General features: G+C 60.3%; 17 protein-coding genes. All 17 read left to right on the forward strand.

Going from position 1 to position 13,933, the window contains the following annotated elements; translation table 11 throughout:
* The first annotated feature begins 35 nt into the window (after nucleotides 1-35).
* The 17 genes from J1N02_RS21375 (at nucleotide 36) to J1N02_RS21455 (ending at nucleotide 13,929) form a co-directional block, all read left to right on the forward strand.
* Nucleotides 36-380, forward strand: a complete 345-nt coding sequence (locus J1N02_RS21375) for a phage holin family protein (RefSeq protein ID WP_065927355.1) — start codon at nucleotides 36-38, stop codon at nucleotides 378-380.
* A gap of 67 nt (nucleotides 381-447) precedes the next feature.
* Entirely contained in the window at nucleotides 448-1,131 is a 684-nt protein-coding gene (locus tag J1N02_RS21380; protein ID WP_421147700.1) for a hypothetical protein, read from the forward strand.
* 209 nt (nucleotides 1,132-1,340) lie between these two features.
* The gene (locus tag J1N02_RS21385) at nucleotides 1,341-1,823 is read left to right on the forward strand and encodes a hypothetical protein (RefSeq protein WP_421147701.1); all 483 of its coding nucleotides are present in this window, start codon (nucleotides 1,341-1,343) and stop codon (nucleotides 1,821-1,823) included.
* Nucleotides 1,798-3,867: a phage terminase large subunit family protein gene (locus J1N02_RS21390; RefSeq protein WP_421147702.1), complete on the forward strand. Its 2,070-nt coding sequence runs from the start codon at nucleotides 1,798-1,800 to the stop codon at nucleotides 3,865-3,867. Before J1N02_RS21385 ends, J1N02_RS21390 begins: the two co-directional genes overlap by 26 nt.
* A gap of 3 nt (nucleotides 3,868-3,870) precedes the next feature.
* The gene (locus J1N02_RS21395; RefSeq protein WP_065899722.1) at nucleotides 3,871-4,092 is read left to right on the forward strand and encodes a DUF6148 family protein; all 222 of its coding nucleotides are present in this window, start codon (nucleotides 3,871-3,873) and stop codon (nucleotides 4,090-4,092) included.
* Complete coding sequence (locus tag J1N02_RS21400; RefSeq protein WP_421147703.1) at nucleotides 4,089-5,699, forward strand: phage portal protein; 1,611 nt, start codon at nucleotides 4,089-4,091, stop codon at nucleotides 5,697-5,699. The genes J1N02_RS21395 and J1N02_RS21400 overlap by 4 nt, the downstream gene beginning before the upstream one ends.
* Before the next feature lie 2 nt (nucleotides 5,700-5,701).
* Nucleotides 5,702-7,066, forward strand: a complete 1,365-nt coding sequence (locus J1N02_RS21405) for a S49 family peptidase (protein ID WP_421147704.1) — start codon at nucleotides 5,702-5,704, stop codon at nucleotides 7,064-7,066.
* Between the two features lie 42 nt (nucleotides 7,067-7,108).
* Complete coding sequence (locus tag J1N02_RS21410) at nucleotides 7,109-7,525, forward strand: hypothetical protein (RefSeq protein WP_421147705.1); 417 nt, start codon at nucleotides 7,109-7,111, stop codon at nucleotides 7,523-7,525.
* A gap of 63 nt (nucleotides 7,526-7,588) precedes the next feature.
* Entirely contained in the window at nucleotides 7,589-8,536 is a 948-nt protein-coding gene (locus J1N02_RS21415) for a Mu-like prophage major head subunit gpT family protein (RefSeq protein ID WP_065927361.1), read from the forward strand.
* A 35-nt stretch (nucleotides 8,537-8,571) separates the two neighbouring features.
* A complete protein-coding gene (locus tag J1N02_RS21420) occupies nucleotides 8,572-8,820 on the forward strand; it encodes a hypothetical protein (protein ID WP_092484756.1) in 249 nt (82 codons plus the stop codon).
* Complete coding sequence (locus tag J1N02_RS21425) at nucleotides 8,810-9,019, forward strand: hypothetical protein (RefSeq protein ID WP_421147706.1); 210 nt, start codon at nucleotides 8,810-8,812, stop codon at nucleotides 9,017-9,019. The genes J1N02_RS21420 and J1N02_RS21425 overlap by 11 nt, the downstream gene beginning before the upstream one ends.
* Nucleotides 9,012-9,299 carry a hypothetical protein gene (locus tag J1N02_RS21430; RefSeq protein ID WP_092484750.1) on the forward strand — a complete coding sequence of 96 codons (288 nt, stop codon included), beginning with the start codon at nucleotides 9,012-9,014 and terminating at the stop codon, nucleotides 9,297-9,299. Before J1N02_RS21425 ends, J1N02_RS21430 begins: the two co-directional genes overlap by 8 nt.
* A gap of 5 nt (nucleotides 9,300-9,304) precedes the next feature.
* On the forward strand, nucleotides 9,305-9,757 hold the full coding sequence (locus J1N02_RS21435) for a hypothetical protein (RefSeq protein WP_421147707.1): 453 nt from the start codon (nucleotides 9,305-9,307) through the stop codon (nucleotides 9,755-9,757).
* 10 nt (nucleotides 9,758-9,767) lie between these two features.
* Nucleotides 9,768-10,523 (forward strand): hypothetical protein, encoded by a 756-nt coding sequence (locus tag J1N02_RS21440; RefSeq protein WP_421147708.1) that lies wholly within the window; start codon nucleotides 9,768-9,770, stop codon nucleotides 10,521-10,523.
* Entirely contained in the window at nucleotides 10,520-10,867 is a 348-nt protein-coding gene (locus J1N02_RS21445) for a hypothetical protein (protein WP_421147709.1), read from the forward strand. Before J1N02_RS21440 ends, J1N02_RS21445 begins: the two co-directional genes overlap by 4 nt.
* Before the next feature lie 65 nt (nucleotides 10,868-10,932).
* On the forward strand, nucleotides 10,933-11,124 hold the full coding sequence (locus J1N02_RS21450) for a hypothetical protein (protein WP_421147710.1): 192 nt from the start codon (nucleotides 10,933-10,935) through the stop codon (nucleotides 11,122-11,124).
* A gap of 33 nt (nucleotides 11,125-11,157) precedes the next feature.
* Entirely contained in the window at nucleotides 11,158-13,929 is a 2,772-nt protein-coding gene (locus tag J1N02_RS21455; protein WP_421147711.1) for a hypothetical protein, read from the forward strand.
* Nucleotides 13,930-13,933 lie beyond the last annotated feature (4 nt).

Raw genomic sequence — 13,933 nt, forward strand, 5'->3', positions numbered from 1 at the left:
CCTAGTGCAGGGCTTTTCGTTTACGGAGTAGGCCAATGACGAACGAACAGCAAGCGCTGGCAGAAATGCCGATCTGGTTAGTGATCGTCCTGGCCCTGGTGGGCGGTGTGTCGGGCGAGATGTGGCGAGCGGACAAGGAAGGGACGCGTGGTTGGGCATTGATCCGACGATTGGCCCTTCGGTCCGGCGCCTGCGTGGTGTGCGGGGTATCGGCGATCATGCTGCTGTATGCGGCAGGCATGTCGATCTGGACGTCCGGTGCGCTGGGATGCCTCACGGCGATGGCAGGGGCAGACGTAGCGATCGGGCTGTACGAGCGCTGGGCGGCCAAGCGCCTTGGTCTGCGTGAAGCGCAAGCCAACGGTGAAGCTGGACCATAAGAATCCAGGGGCAATGACCATGATGCGACTTGAGATGCGTGACAACATCGACAAGATCGTTAGGGAGATGCGTGGGCTCAGCAAGTCGAAGGTGCCAATAGCCGCTGCCAAAGCGCTGACCTTCACCGCTGAACGCGTACAGGCGGCAGAGAAGGCCGAGCTGGAGCGGGTATTTGATCGGCCCACACGGTGGACGCTCAACTCGGTCTTCAAGCGCAGTGCCACGACTAGTCGCCTGTTTGCCCGTGTGTGGATCAAGGACGAAGCCAGCTCAGGCGTACCCGCGTCCAAGTACCTGCCGGTGCACATTGACGGTGGCAACCGACCACATAAGCGATTTGAGAAAGCGCTGATCCACTACGGCTTGATGCCAGCGGACATGTACGCCGTCCCTGGTCGGCGCGCCAGGATGGATGGCAACGGCAACATCAGTCGCGGCCAGATCGTGCAGATCCTGTCCGCACTCGGAGCAGCCGAGCGGGTGTCGGGCTTCATGGCAAACCGCACTAAGCGCAGCCGACGCCGCAACCGCAACGCACCGGACTATTTCGTGGGTCGGCCTGGCAACGGCACCGGCCCTTTGGGTATCTGGCAACGGATCGGCAACGGGGCACGGCCCATCTTGATCTTCGTCAAGCGTCCGACGTATCGGCGGCGCTTTGACTTCTACGGGGTAGCCAATCGCGTAGCGGAAGCCGAGTTCGAGCCGCTGTTCCGACGTGCCCTGGCACGGGAGATGGAGCGAGGCTGACCTCTTGTGGGTTCAAAGCATTTTTTCTAATAAAAACCTTGATTTTTCAATGATTTGTCTGGGTTTTGGCTTGACAGGTCGACCTGCGATTTAAAATCAATGGGTCCTTCCAGGCAGCGGGGCCATCGGGGTAATTCGAACCCCGACTTTTTTGCAGATTCAACCCGACATGGGGGGTTCCGCTTCCCTCCCAGCAACAGGACCAGATCATGCCAACCCAACATGAAATCGCCGAGCATCTGGACATGAGCGAGCGTAATGCCCGCGACGTGCTCAAGGGGCTGACTCTGGATTGGCAAACGGCAAGCATGGACGAGATCCGAACCGCCTACATCCGCGATTTGCGCGCGAAAGCCGCTGGGCGCGGGGGCAGCCAGCTTGAGGAGCTCAACAGAGCGCGGATCGATGACCTGCAGCAGAAGTCAGCCAACGGACGGTTGGTGTATTACGAAAAACTGCGCTCATTGATTCCCTCCGGCGAGGCAGAGCGTGCGCTGTCTGACTGGGCCAGTTTCGCAAACCGGGAATACCTGGGCGGCCTTGAACGCATCATTCAGGAAATCGAGAACGTGCAGAAACTCACGGTTGATCGAACAGTGGTGGCCAAAGTTGCTGGACCTACGACCGAGCGAATTGCAGGCTACGCGAGAAAACTTGGCGCGGAGCTTGTCGGCAGCAGCGGGGAAATTTAACCCGCCGCGTGACATCCCGACCGCGCACTACCTGAGCACCGAGTTTTACCTGCCCGCTGAAAGCGGCGTGCTTCATGGCCTCTACGATTTCCAATACACGCCTTACTTCCTTGGCGTTGCCGCCGCTCTGGACGATCCACGGGTGAGCGAGGTCGACCTGATGAAAGCGGCGCAGATCGGATGGACGTGGTTCTTGATCGGCTATCTGTTCAAGTTCATCCATAACCTACCGCGCCCGATCATGATCCTGTTCGCCAAGGAAAAGGACGGCAAAAACTTTCATGACGAAAAGCTCAAGTTCGGTGTGACGGCGAACACTGAGGTGGCCAAGCTAATGCCGGTCGACGTCAGCCGCACCTCGGGCAACCGTTGGGACCATAAGACCTTCCCGGGCGGGTTCCTCAAGCTGGTGGCGTCGAACTCTCCCGGCAACGTCAAGTCCACGTCCTCGGTGGGCTTGTCGGTGGTGGAAGAACCGGACGACACCAGCGACGACGTGAAGGGGCAGGGTGATGCGATTGCCCTGCTGGAAGAGCGCGGCAAGCGCTACCCCGGCTCTAAAATGCTGGTGGGCGGTACGCCGGCGATCAAGGGCGCGAGCAAGACCGAAGCGCGCCTGGCCCAGACCGATTGCCGGGTGTTGCCGATCATCTGCCATGCGTGCGGCCAGTCGCATGTGTTGGACTTTGCCCATATCAAGTGGCTCGACATTGAAGAGGACGCCCAGCCACACGAGATCTACGGCCGTGCGGATCCAGAGACCGCCGGCTACGGTTGCCCGCACTGTGGCGAGATTTGGGACGACTACCAGCGCAAAGAGAACATCCGCAACACGGTGTTCAATGCGATTGACGCGGGCGACCCTTATTGCGGCTGGGTGGCAACAAAGCCATTTGCTGGGCGTGCCGGGTTTATTGAGCTGAACGAACTGTACGCATGCCTCCCCGGTACCAGCCTGGCCGACATCGTGCGGGAGAAACTCAACGCCGAACACCAGGCGTCGATTGGCAACCTGTCGTTGTTGATCAAGTTCGTCAACCAGAAACAGGGCCGTGCCTACGAGTACAAATCCGATCTGCCCGAGGCCGATAAACTGGCTGAGCGAGCGGAGGACTACCCGGAAATGTTTGTGCCCATGGGGGGCCTGGTGATCACCGCCGGTGTCGACGTGCAGCACGATCGCCTGGCGGTGGTGATGCGGGCCTGGGGCCGAGGCGAGGAATCCTGGCTGATCTACTGGGGCGAGATCTACGGCGAGGTGGTGCTGCCTGACCAAGGCGTCTGGCTGGATCTGGAAAAGTTGCTGTTTGCGCCGATCCCACACGCCTGCGGCGCCAAGCTGAGGGTGCTGGCAACTTCGCTGGATACCTCGGACGGCACCATCACCCAGGACGCGGCGTATGCGTTTTGCCGTAAGCATCAGCGCAACGGCGTGATGGCGATCAAAGGCGCGAGCGAACGTGGCAACACCCGCGACGATGAGCGCCGGGAAATCTTCAGCGCGCCTCGGCAAGGCGTCGACACTGACAAAGAGCAAAAGGCCTCGAAGTACGGTCTGCGCCCTTACATTGTCGGTACCTCGCGGGCCAAGGATCTGTGGATTGAGGGCCGGCTGCCATTGACCGGTGATGGCCCTGGTCGGATGCACTTTTACAAAACGGTGCGCCCGGATTATTTCCGGCAAATCACCGCCGAAGTGAAGGCGCCCAGCCGGCGACACCACTACCGTAAGGTCTGGCAGAAAAAGGCCGGCCAACCGAACGAAGGTACCGACTGCGAGACGTATGCGTTGCACGCGGCCCGTTCCCTGAAAACGCATTTGATGCGGGAGCAAGACTGGGCAGGGCTCGATGCACAGATCCGTCAGGGTGCGTTGTTTGACCCACCCGAGCCGGATCAATCCGAGGCTGAACCCGTTCTCGAAACGGATGGGGATAGCCCGGAACCGACACCAGTCGAACCACCCAATCTCCCGCCCTCTGGCGGGAGAGTTGTTTCTGGGCGCCGTAGTGCAATGCGCGTGCTCTCCCAACGCAGGAATTAATTCATGGCTATCACCCTGGAACAAGCGCAGGGCCAGCTGCAAGCCTGGCTCGATGCGAGCATGAAGGTAAGCCAAAAGCAGAGCTACCGTATCGGCACCCGGCAATTGGAATACGCTGACCTTGCCGAAATCACCAAGACGATCGACTACTGGCAACAGCAAGTTGATCGCCTGGAGAGCGGTCGCCCTCGGGGGATCGTCCTGCGTGGGATTACGCCGCGATGAGCCGCGCGCCGAAAGTGCCAGAGCCGACGCTGCTGGATAAGGCCATCACCTGGCTCAGCCCCGAGCGCGGCGCCAAGCGCATGCACGCCCGGTTGACCATGACCGCCTTGGGTGGTTACAGCGGCGCGTCGAAGTCCAAGCGCACGTTGAGCGCCTGGACCCCGACGGCAGGCAGTGCGGCAGCAGATCTGCTGCCCGACTTGCCCACGCTTCGCGAACGCTGCCGAGACCTTGAACGCAACAACCCCATCGGTGGTGGTGCGATCAATACGGTGACGACGAAAACGGTCGGCACCGGCCTGGCGCTTAAGTCGGTGGTCAATCGCTCGATTTTAGGCTGGGACGAAGACCAGGCCAGGGAGTGGCAGCGGAAAACGGAGTCGCTCTTTAAGTCCTGGGCGGAAACCACCAGCTGCGACATCACCCGCGAGCAGAATTTCTATGGTCTGCAGGATCTGACCTGGCGATCTGTGCTGAGCAGCGGTGACGTCTTTACGTTGCTCACGCACAAAGAACAACCGGGTCAGCACTACTCGGCGTGCATCCAACTGATTGAGGCCGACCGGGTTTGTAACCCTAGCAACAAGGCCGACACGGAAGCGCTCACGGCCGGCATTGAGCGTGACGCCGATGGTGCACCGATCAAGGCTCACATTTTGCGCAGTCACCCCGGGGCACTCGGCGTCAAAGAGCGCGTTTGGGATGACCGTCCGTTCTTCAATGAGCGTGGCGGCCGCGTGCTGCTGCATGTGTACCGGCGTCGTCGGGTGGGCCAACCACGCGGTGTGCCGTACTTGGCGCCGGTGATTGAGAAGCTCAAACAGTTGGATCGCTACACCGATGCCGAGCTGGAAGCGGCGGTGGTGTCTGCGTTCTTCGCCGTGTTCATCAAGCCAGGGCAGAGCGGCAATCTGAGCCCTCTGGCATCGGCCGTTACTGGCAACACACCGGTAGGTGGCGATAAACCCGCCGGCCGGGACCAGGGCGGTTGGGATGGCTCACTCAGTGGCGGCATTGTCGCCGAGCTGGACGACGGTGCGTCGATCGATACCGCATCACCCGGTCGCCCGAACATGGCATTCGACCCGTTCGTGCTCGCCATGCTCCGGCAGATCGGCATGGCCCTGGAGCTGCCCTATGAGGTGCTGATCAAGCACTTTACCGCCAGTTACACCGCCGCGCGTGCTGCGGTGATGGAGGCTTGGCAATTCGTTCGCGGTTGCCGTGACTTCCTGGGCCAGCATTTCTGCCAGCCCGTTTACGAGCATTGGCTTGAAGAGGCTGTGGCACAGGGAGACATCGACGCTCCCGGGTATTTCGACCACCCGTTGCTGCGTTATGCGTACAGCGGGTCGCTATGGGTGGGTGATGGTCCTGGCACCGTTGATCCGCTCAAAGACATCAATGCCGCCGAAAAGCGCATCGATATTGGCGTCAGCACGCTCGCCAAGGAATCCATGCTTTACGACGGCAGCGACTGGGAAGAGAACCACGAACAGCGTGCGCTTGAAGTGAAGCGTAGGCGCGATGACGGCCTATCTGCCTCACCAACGGCTCGCCCCGAGGATGAGCCTGCGGCCAATCCTGATCTTCCTGAACGGACCTAACTATGAGCGACAACCCAACCGATGCACCTCCCGTGCACCGGGTGACGGCGTTCGACCTGGTATCACGCGAGCCCTGGGCCATTACCCCGGACATGCTGCAGACCATCACCGCCATCGCCCGCCGGGAGCATGAAGGCCCGGAAGCCTTGGAGGCCAGGCAGGGCAAACCCTTGCAGAACAGCCGCGCGGTGACCCAGCGCGGCAATGTGGCATTGCTGCCCGTCACCGGCCCGGTGTTCCGCTACGCCAACTTGTTTACGGCGCTGTCCGGTGCGACGTCGCTGGATGTGCTGGCCAGGGAGTTCACTACCGCCGTCGACGATCCGCGCACCGACACCATCATTCTGGTGATGGACACCCCCGGTGGTATTGCCAGTGGCATCGCTGAATTCGGCCAGATGATCCGCGCCTCGCCCAAGCGGGTGGTTGCGTATGTGTCCGGTAACGCGGCCAGCGCTGGCTACTGGATGGCTGCAGCAGCCCATGAAATCGTCATGAGCCGCACTGGCGCCGTGGGCTCCATCGGCACGGTGCTGACGGTGCGCAAAAGCGACGACGACGGCAGTTTTGAGATCGTCAGCAGCCAGAGCCCGAAAAAACGCCCTGACTTCAGCACTGAATCAGGACGTGCTGTGGCCCAGGCTCATGTCGACCGGCTGACTGACATCTTTGTCGAGGACGTCGCCAATTACCGTGGCCTCAGTGTTGAAACCGTTTTGGCCGACTTCGGCCAGGGCGATATGCGGATTGGCTCCGATGCCGTGGCATTGGGCATGGCAGACCGTGAATCCACCCTTGAACAACTCATCGCTGAGTTCAACAGCAGTTCTTCTGGAGAAAGACCTATGTCCACTACTAGCAACAGTAACGCACCCGCTCCAACTGCAGAAAAACCCGTTATCAACCGCGAATACCTGGCGGCGAATCATGCCGAGCTGCTGGCCAGCCTGGAACATGACGCGCATGCCGCTGGTGTCGCTGCCGGTGCTCGCGCTGAGTGCGAACGCATCCAGGCGGTGGAAGCCGCCGCACTGCCCGGACACGAAGAGCTGATTGCCACGCTCAAGTTCGACGGCAAAACCAGCGGTGCCGAAGCGGCAGCGCAGGTTATCGGCGCCGAAAAAACCAAACGTGCCGGTGCCCTGGCCGACATTCGTGCCCAGGCGCCTGCGCCGGTGCCCAATGCACTGACGCCACCGGCAGCCCCTGAGGCTGTGAAGGAGGATCCAGAGGCGCCGCTGGAGGAGCGTGCCAAGGCGACTTGGGACAGCGACAAGGAGCTGCGCGCCGAGTTTGGCACCTTCGAGGCCTATCACGGCTATCGCAAGGCCACGGAGCGAGGTCTGGTCAAGGTCCTGAAAAAGTAAGTACCGGGTAACCCCTTTCCACCCATGGCTTTGGAGAATCCTATGCCTCTTACACTCGATACCCCCCGCGCTTACGAGATCGGGGACATTAACGATTTGTCGGTTGCGGCCGGCGTGCAGATTTTCGAAGGCTCGGCGGTTGGCATTGTTGCGGCCAACGGACTCGCACGTCCCCTGGCGGCAGGGGACCTGTTCGTGGGCTTCGCCGATCGCGGCGTCGACAATCGAACTGGCGCCGCTGCAGCAGTGCGCGTGCGTCTTCGCGAAAAGGGCAAAGTTGAATTGCCTGTCACTGCGCTGGCTATCACCGACATCGGTAAGCCGGTGTATGCCAGCGACAGCGGCACGTTTCTGCTCACCGCCGCCGGTAACAGCCTGATCGGGCATGTTCACCGGTTCGTGCGTACCGGCATCGGCATCGTCAAGTTCACCGCCCAGGCCATCCCCGTAGCGGCCTAACGCAACACTCAACCCGTTTTCAGACTGTTTTTTTGACCGTATCCTTCTTCAGGAGAATCACCCATGGGTGCTGAAGTACTTTCCAGCCGTGCCATCATCGGCATGTTTTACGAACTGCTCGAGCAGAATGTGGGGTCGAACTGGATCGACGCCGTGTCCAACCTGTTCGACTCCGACCAGGCCAAAGAAACCTATCCGTGGATCGGCATGGTGCCGACCTTGCGTGAGTGGATTGGCGGTCGCCACGCCAAGGGCTTTATCAGCGCTGATCTCGAAATCGAAAACCTGCACTTTGAGGCCACCCTCGAAGTGCTGGTCACTGAGCTGCGCCGCGATAAAACCGGACAGTTGCGCATCCGCCTGGGCGAACTGGCCGACCGCACCAACGCGCACTGGGCACGACTGCTATCGGTGCTGCTGCTCAACGGTGAAAGCCAGACCTGCTACGACGGCCAGTACTTCTTCGATACCGACCACGAAGAAGGCCAGAGCGGCGTGCAGTCCAACAAGATCACCACCGACATTTCCGAACTGCCAGCGACACTTCACGGGACGCCCAGTCGGCCGAGCGTTGAGGAGTTTCAGCAGGCTGTTGCTCGATCCGTCACCCAGTTGACCAGCTTCAAGGATGACCAGGGCGAACCCATCAACGAACTGGCACGTGAGTTTCTGGTGATGGTGCCGTTCAACCTGCTGAGCGTTGCGCAGACTGCGCTCAGCGTGCCGCGCGGTACCAACATCAGCGAGATCGTCATGCCGGACAACGTGGTTGTCCGCGTGGTGGGTAACGTGCGCCTCAACGCCTGGGTCGACAAGTTCGTGACCTTCCGCACAGACGGTCGTTTGAAAGCGTTCATCCGTCAGCAGGAAACCGACGTGGCCATGAAAGCCAAGGCCGAAGGCTCGGAATTTGAGTTCGACAACGATGCCCATCAATACGGCGTCGACACCTGGCGCAACGTGGGTTTTGGGCGCTGGCAGTACGCCGTTCTTAACCAACTGGTGGCGTAAGCCTTTCGGCCTAACACCTCACTGAGGGCATTGATATGCCGAAATACCGCGTGGAACAGACGATCACCCTTTATGGGGGGGAACTGATCCTGAATGCGGCCCAGGCCAGTGCGCGTGCGCATAACCTGGAGCCGGTCGAAAACAAGAAGGGTCGCTACACCATCGTGTCGCCCGTTCAGTTCAAAGCCGGGGAAGTGATTGTGATCCCCGGCGAGCCGGACAAGGCGTTGGGGCAGCGGTTGACGAAACTGGACAAGGTCGCAGGAGAGCGTAATGCCGAATAAATCCTACACGGTGCTATCCGGCTCATTTCGCGGGCCAGATGACAAACTGACCGGGGCAGGGGGCGTGATCGAGTTGCCTGATGACGTGGCCCAACGCTTTCGCCACCAGTTGGAAGTGCTGGTGGTCGAGCCTGTGCCGGCACCTTCCGCTGCAGCTGAGGGCGGACGCAAGCCCGTCAAGGTGAGCCCTGATGCTTGATGAAGATCTCAGGGGCTTCCTTGAGGACTTCGACGTTGGCGGGATGGTAGATGGTCAGCCGTTTCTGGCCGCGCGGGATATGCCGGACGAAATCCACGGCATGGGCGGCACCAACAGCCAGTCGACCGGTTACGAGATCCTGGTCATCACCGCCGAGGCCGAGCGCTTGGGCATCGACAATCCCAAACTGATCACCGTCGGCGGCGTGAACTTTCGCGTCCGTGACCGCCGGATGATCGATGACGGCGCCTTTAGCCTGGCCTCCCTCACCAAGGTTTAACCCTCATGCCCTCGATTCAAGAACGCATCGTCGCAAAGGCGCAGGCGCTGATTCTGGCCGCCGGTACGTTGGCGGCAGACCGGGTGTATCGGAGTCGCACTGAGGCGATCAGACGGGACATGACGCCGGCGATCGTGCTGCGCCCTGACCTTGAAACCTGTGAGCGCGAAAGCGCTGCATTGGATCGCAACCAGTTCGAGCTGACGGTGGAAATCATCGCCCGAGAGGACACGGTCACAGGTGCTGCCTGGGATCAGGTGGCTGACGTGGTCAAGGTTGCCGTGCATGCGGTCCTGATGGCAGAGGACGCCTTTGAGGAAGCCGATCGGGTGCAGCGCTTCTATATCGACTGGATCGAGGACGAAGGCGACAACACCGCCGGCAACTGCATGGTGCGTTACCGCTTCACCTACCTGTGCAACACCGGCGACCTGACGGCCGGACCTACCTTTTACTGAGGAACACATTATGCAAATCGCATTCGGCAGCGGGTTGTTTTACGCGACTCCGCTGATGGACGCCTATGGCAATGCCATTTCCGCGCCGACCCCCATCCTGCTGGGCATCATGCAAGAAGCATCGGTGGACCTGTCGTTTGATTCCAAGGAATTGTTCGGCAGCGAGCAGTTTGCTGTCGACGCGGCACGGGGCCAGGGCAAGCTGACGGGCAAGGCCAAGTCCGCCCAGATCAGCCTGCTGCAGTGGAATCAATTGGTTTTCGGGCAGACCCTGACCACCGGTCAGGTGTTAGTTCATCACTCCACGGAGCCCACAGTGGTGCCGGCAGGGGCCACCATCACCGTGGAGCCTCCAGCGGGCGGGACGCTCTCGGGTGATCTTGGGGTACGGGGCGCCGGTGCGATCCCTTACGTACGGGTACTGAGCGCGCCGATCGCGGGGCAGTACACCTTTGATGCTGCAACGGGGGAATATGCATTTGCCGCTGCAGACGTCGCCAAGTCGGTGTTCATTGATTACCGCTACACCGTTACGACGGGTAAAAGCCTGTCGGTGAAAAACCTGCCCATGGGTGACATGCCGGTATTCCAGGGCGAGCTTGTCCTGAAATACAAGGGCAAGACTGTGTACGTGCGCGTGCCGAACTTTGTCAGCAATAAGCTGGGGATCGCTACCAAGCAGGACGATTACACCATCCCTGACTTTGAATTCACCGGCTATGCGGATGAGTTCGGTGAGGTGTGCTACTGGAGTGCCAACGAATGACGGTCGTGAATGTTCCCGGTGTTTCGTTCCCGTTTCCTGGTCGAACACTCGTGATTCCACCCTTGGCGCTGGGGGATCTGGAGCAACTGCTGGAGCGGATCAACGCGGTGATGGCCGGCAACATGGACCGGGACAGTATCGCAACGGTGATCGATGCCACGCATGCGGCATTGCGTCGTAACTACCCCGACATCGAGCGCGCAGAAGTGGCCTCGCTGCTGGATCTTCGCAACATGCGTGATGCGTTGGATGCTGTTATGAGTGCCTCGGGCCTGGAGGTCACAGAGTCGGCGCCGGGGGAAGCACTGGCCCCTTCGACTGGGGCCAACTCTACGCTCACCTGATCGCTAGCACCGGCCAAAGCCCGGTCACGCTTCGGCGTGATTGGGACATGGTCATGGTCGGCCATATGACCGACTACTGGCGTAACCATCCGCCTGTTCATGTCCTAGTTGCGGGTTATATGGGTTACAAGGCGCCTCAGGACGTCACTGATGCTCCCGATCTGGCGCGCGATCTGGCAGCGATGGCCGCAGATCTTCGGGACGATTTACCAGAGCATTTGCGCAGTGGCCTGGATGCATTTGTCGGGACTGCTTAGGTGTTTTTTATTCTATGCAATTGAGGTTCCGCCATGGATAGAAATATCGCATATCAGTTCACGGCCGGAACCCAGGGGTTCGACCGTGCAGTTGAAAGCATTGAACGGAACATGCGTGATGCCCGGACGACATTTAGTCGCGAGCTGAGGGCGATCAATACCGAGATGGTGGGTAGTCAAACCCGTCTCGCTCGTTTTGGTCCGGCGGTGAATGAGGCGTTCTCCGGCGTCAGCACCATCATGCGTTCGGGCCTCGGTGGTGTGGCGGCTGGCATCGCGGGTGTGTTTGGCCTGGGCGCTTTCAAGCTGGGCCAGATCGTTAGCGATAGCAAGGACGCGGCGATCCAACAGGAGGCTGCTTATCGTGGCCTGGAAGCGGTTGCCAATCACGCCGGTGTCGGTATTGGCCGGGCCATGGATGAGGCCAACAAGCTCGCCTCTGACGGCTTGCTCAGCGTCGGTGACGCAGCCAAAGCACTGCAAAACCTGCTCAGCCGTGGCTACAACGTTGACCAGGCGGTGGCGGTGATCAACCGTCTAAAAGACGCTGCAGCGTTCAATCGGCAGGCCAATCTCAGCATGTCGGAAGCTGTGGTGTCGGCCACCGAGGGCTTGAAAAACGAAAACTCGGTGCTGGTGGATAACGCCGGTGTTACGAAAAACGTCGCCAAAATGTGGGACGAGTACGCCAAGAGCATCGGCAGCAGTCGTGACAAGTTGTCGGACTCGCAAAAGATCACGGCCGAATACAACGGCATCATGAAAGAGACAGAGGCTCAGGTCGGCAACGCCGCCAAAGCGGCCGATGGATTGACCGGCAGCCAGGCCGAGCTCGACTCCAAAAGTAACCAGCTGCAGGTCACCATCGGTACCATTCTTGAGCCTGTCTTCATCAGCCTGAATAAGCGTCTGTCTGAAACCGCCAGTTGGTTCAACAACCTATTGAAAGGTATGACCGGTGTAGGCCTTACCGTTGATGAGGTGGCGGCGAACGTCGCGCGCTACGAAGCGATGTTAGGGACCGTCATTGCCGGACCGCGCGGTGGGGGTGGCAAGGCCCAACTGGAAGCCACGCTGGTCGAAGAGCGCCTGCTGCTGGAAAACATGCAGTTGGTTTCCAATAAGCTGGAAGAAGTCGACGCGGGTATGCGGTCCCGTTCCGCTCGCATTGAAGAGCAGCGACGAAAAGTGGCGGAGATGGCCGCGACCGGCGATACAGCCCTGACCAAAGCACCACAGCAGGGCAGGACAAGTCCGACCGCTTACGGCGTTGAAGTCGCCCGGTTGACCAAGCTAGAGCAGGCATACGCTGCAGCCGTCGAGCATCGGAAAAAAATAGTTGAGTCCACAACTTCCCCTAAAAAAGCGGATGACCCGGTAAGTGCGCCGACGAAGGCCACGTCACGGGTCAGTGAGTGGGCAGAAGCATTGGACGCGCAGAAGGTCGCTCACGCACAGCAGCAGGCCGAACAGGGCACCTTCCTGCAGTTCTCCCAGCAGCAGGAAATGCAGTACTGGCAGGGCATTCTCAAGCGCACGGATTTGAGCGCGGCCGAACGTTTGAGCGTTCAGCGCAATTACCTGGCGTCACTGAATGCGTTGCGCCGGCAGGACGAAGGCCAAGCCTTTGCCGATCTGCAGGCCCAGGCGCAGCAGTACCGCAACAATATGGACGCGCGTCTGCAGATCGCTCAGCAGACATTAGAGCGCAGCCGGCAACTCTACGGCCAGGACAGCCAGGAATACCGCAAGGCTGCGGCAGAGGTGGTCGCTGTCGAGCGCGAAAAGCAGCAGCAAATCACCAACATGAAACAGCAGCAGCTGGCTGCCGATCAGCAGGCGCGGCTTACCGATGTTGCACATGCCGAGCAGATGGCCCAGCTGGATCTGCAAGCCAACCTGATCACCCAAGGCCAGTTGCTGCAGGCCCAGGCCGAGTTCGAAAAGCAGCGGTATGCGATCGAAGCTCAGGCATTGGCCGAGCGTAAGGCGCTGCTGGAGCAGGATCCTGACCGCAACCCGGTCGCGCTGCAGCAGGTCCAGCAGCAGATCCTGGCGCTGGAGCAAACGCACCGCAACAGCATGGCGGTGATTGGCAGGCAGCAAACATTCGAGTCGCAAAGCAACTGGACGGGCATGGTCGACAGTTTGCGTACCAGTTGGTCGAGCGGGCTTACCGGCATCATCAGCGGCACCATGAGCACCCAGGGCCTGTTGCGCGGGATCTTCACCAGCATCGGCACCGCGTTCGTTGAGAACATGGTCACCAAGCCGTTGATGGCCTGGATGTTCGGTGAGACGGCTAAAACCGGCGCGACGGTAGTGGGTGTAGGCGCTCGAACGGCTGCAGAGGCAGGCGGTGCGGCCATGTCCGTAGCGATCTGGGGCGCAGCCACGATCAAAAACATCATTGCCAGCGCCTGGCAGGCCATGGCCGGTGCCTTTGCAGCCATGTCGGCCATTCCGATCATTGGCCCTGTCCTGGGCGCGGCGGCGGCAGTCGCCGCCGGTGCGTTCGTATTTGGCCTGGTGAAAAACGTTGCTTCGGCTGAGGGCGGCTATGACATCCCTGCCGGTACCAACCCCATGACACAACTCCACGAGCAGGAAATGGTGCTGCCTAAGCAATACGCCAATGTCATTCGCCAGGCAGCTAATGGGGAAGGGCAGTTAGGCGGTTCTGGCAACAGCTATCACTACCACGACAGCAGCGGCCGGATGTCGCCCGCTGATATTCGCCGTGGTGCCCGGGTGTTGGCTGAGGAAATGCAAAAAATGCGGCGCAACGGCGCCATCAAAACTTAGGGGG

The sequence above is a fragment of the Pseudomonas sp. NFX5 genome (assembly GCF_049132125.1).
In the GTDB taxonomy this organism is placed as follows: Bacteria; Pseudomonadota; Gammaproteobacteria; order Pseudomonadales; family Pseudomonadaceae; genus Aquipseudomonas; species Aquipseudomonas marginalis.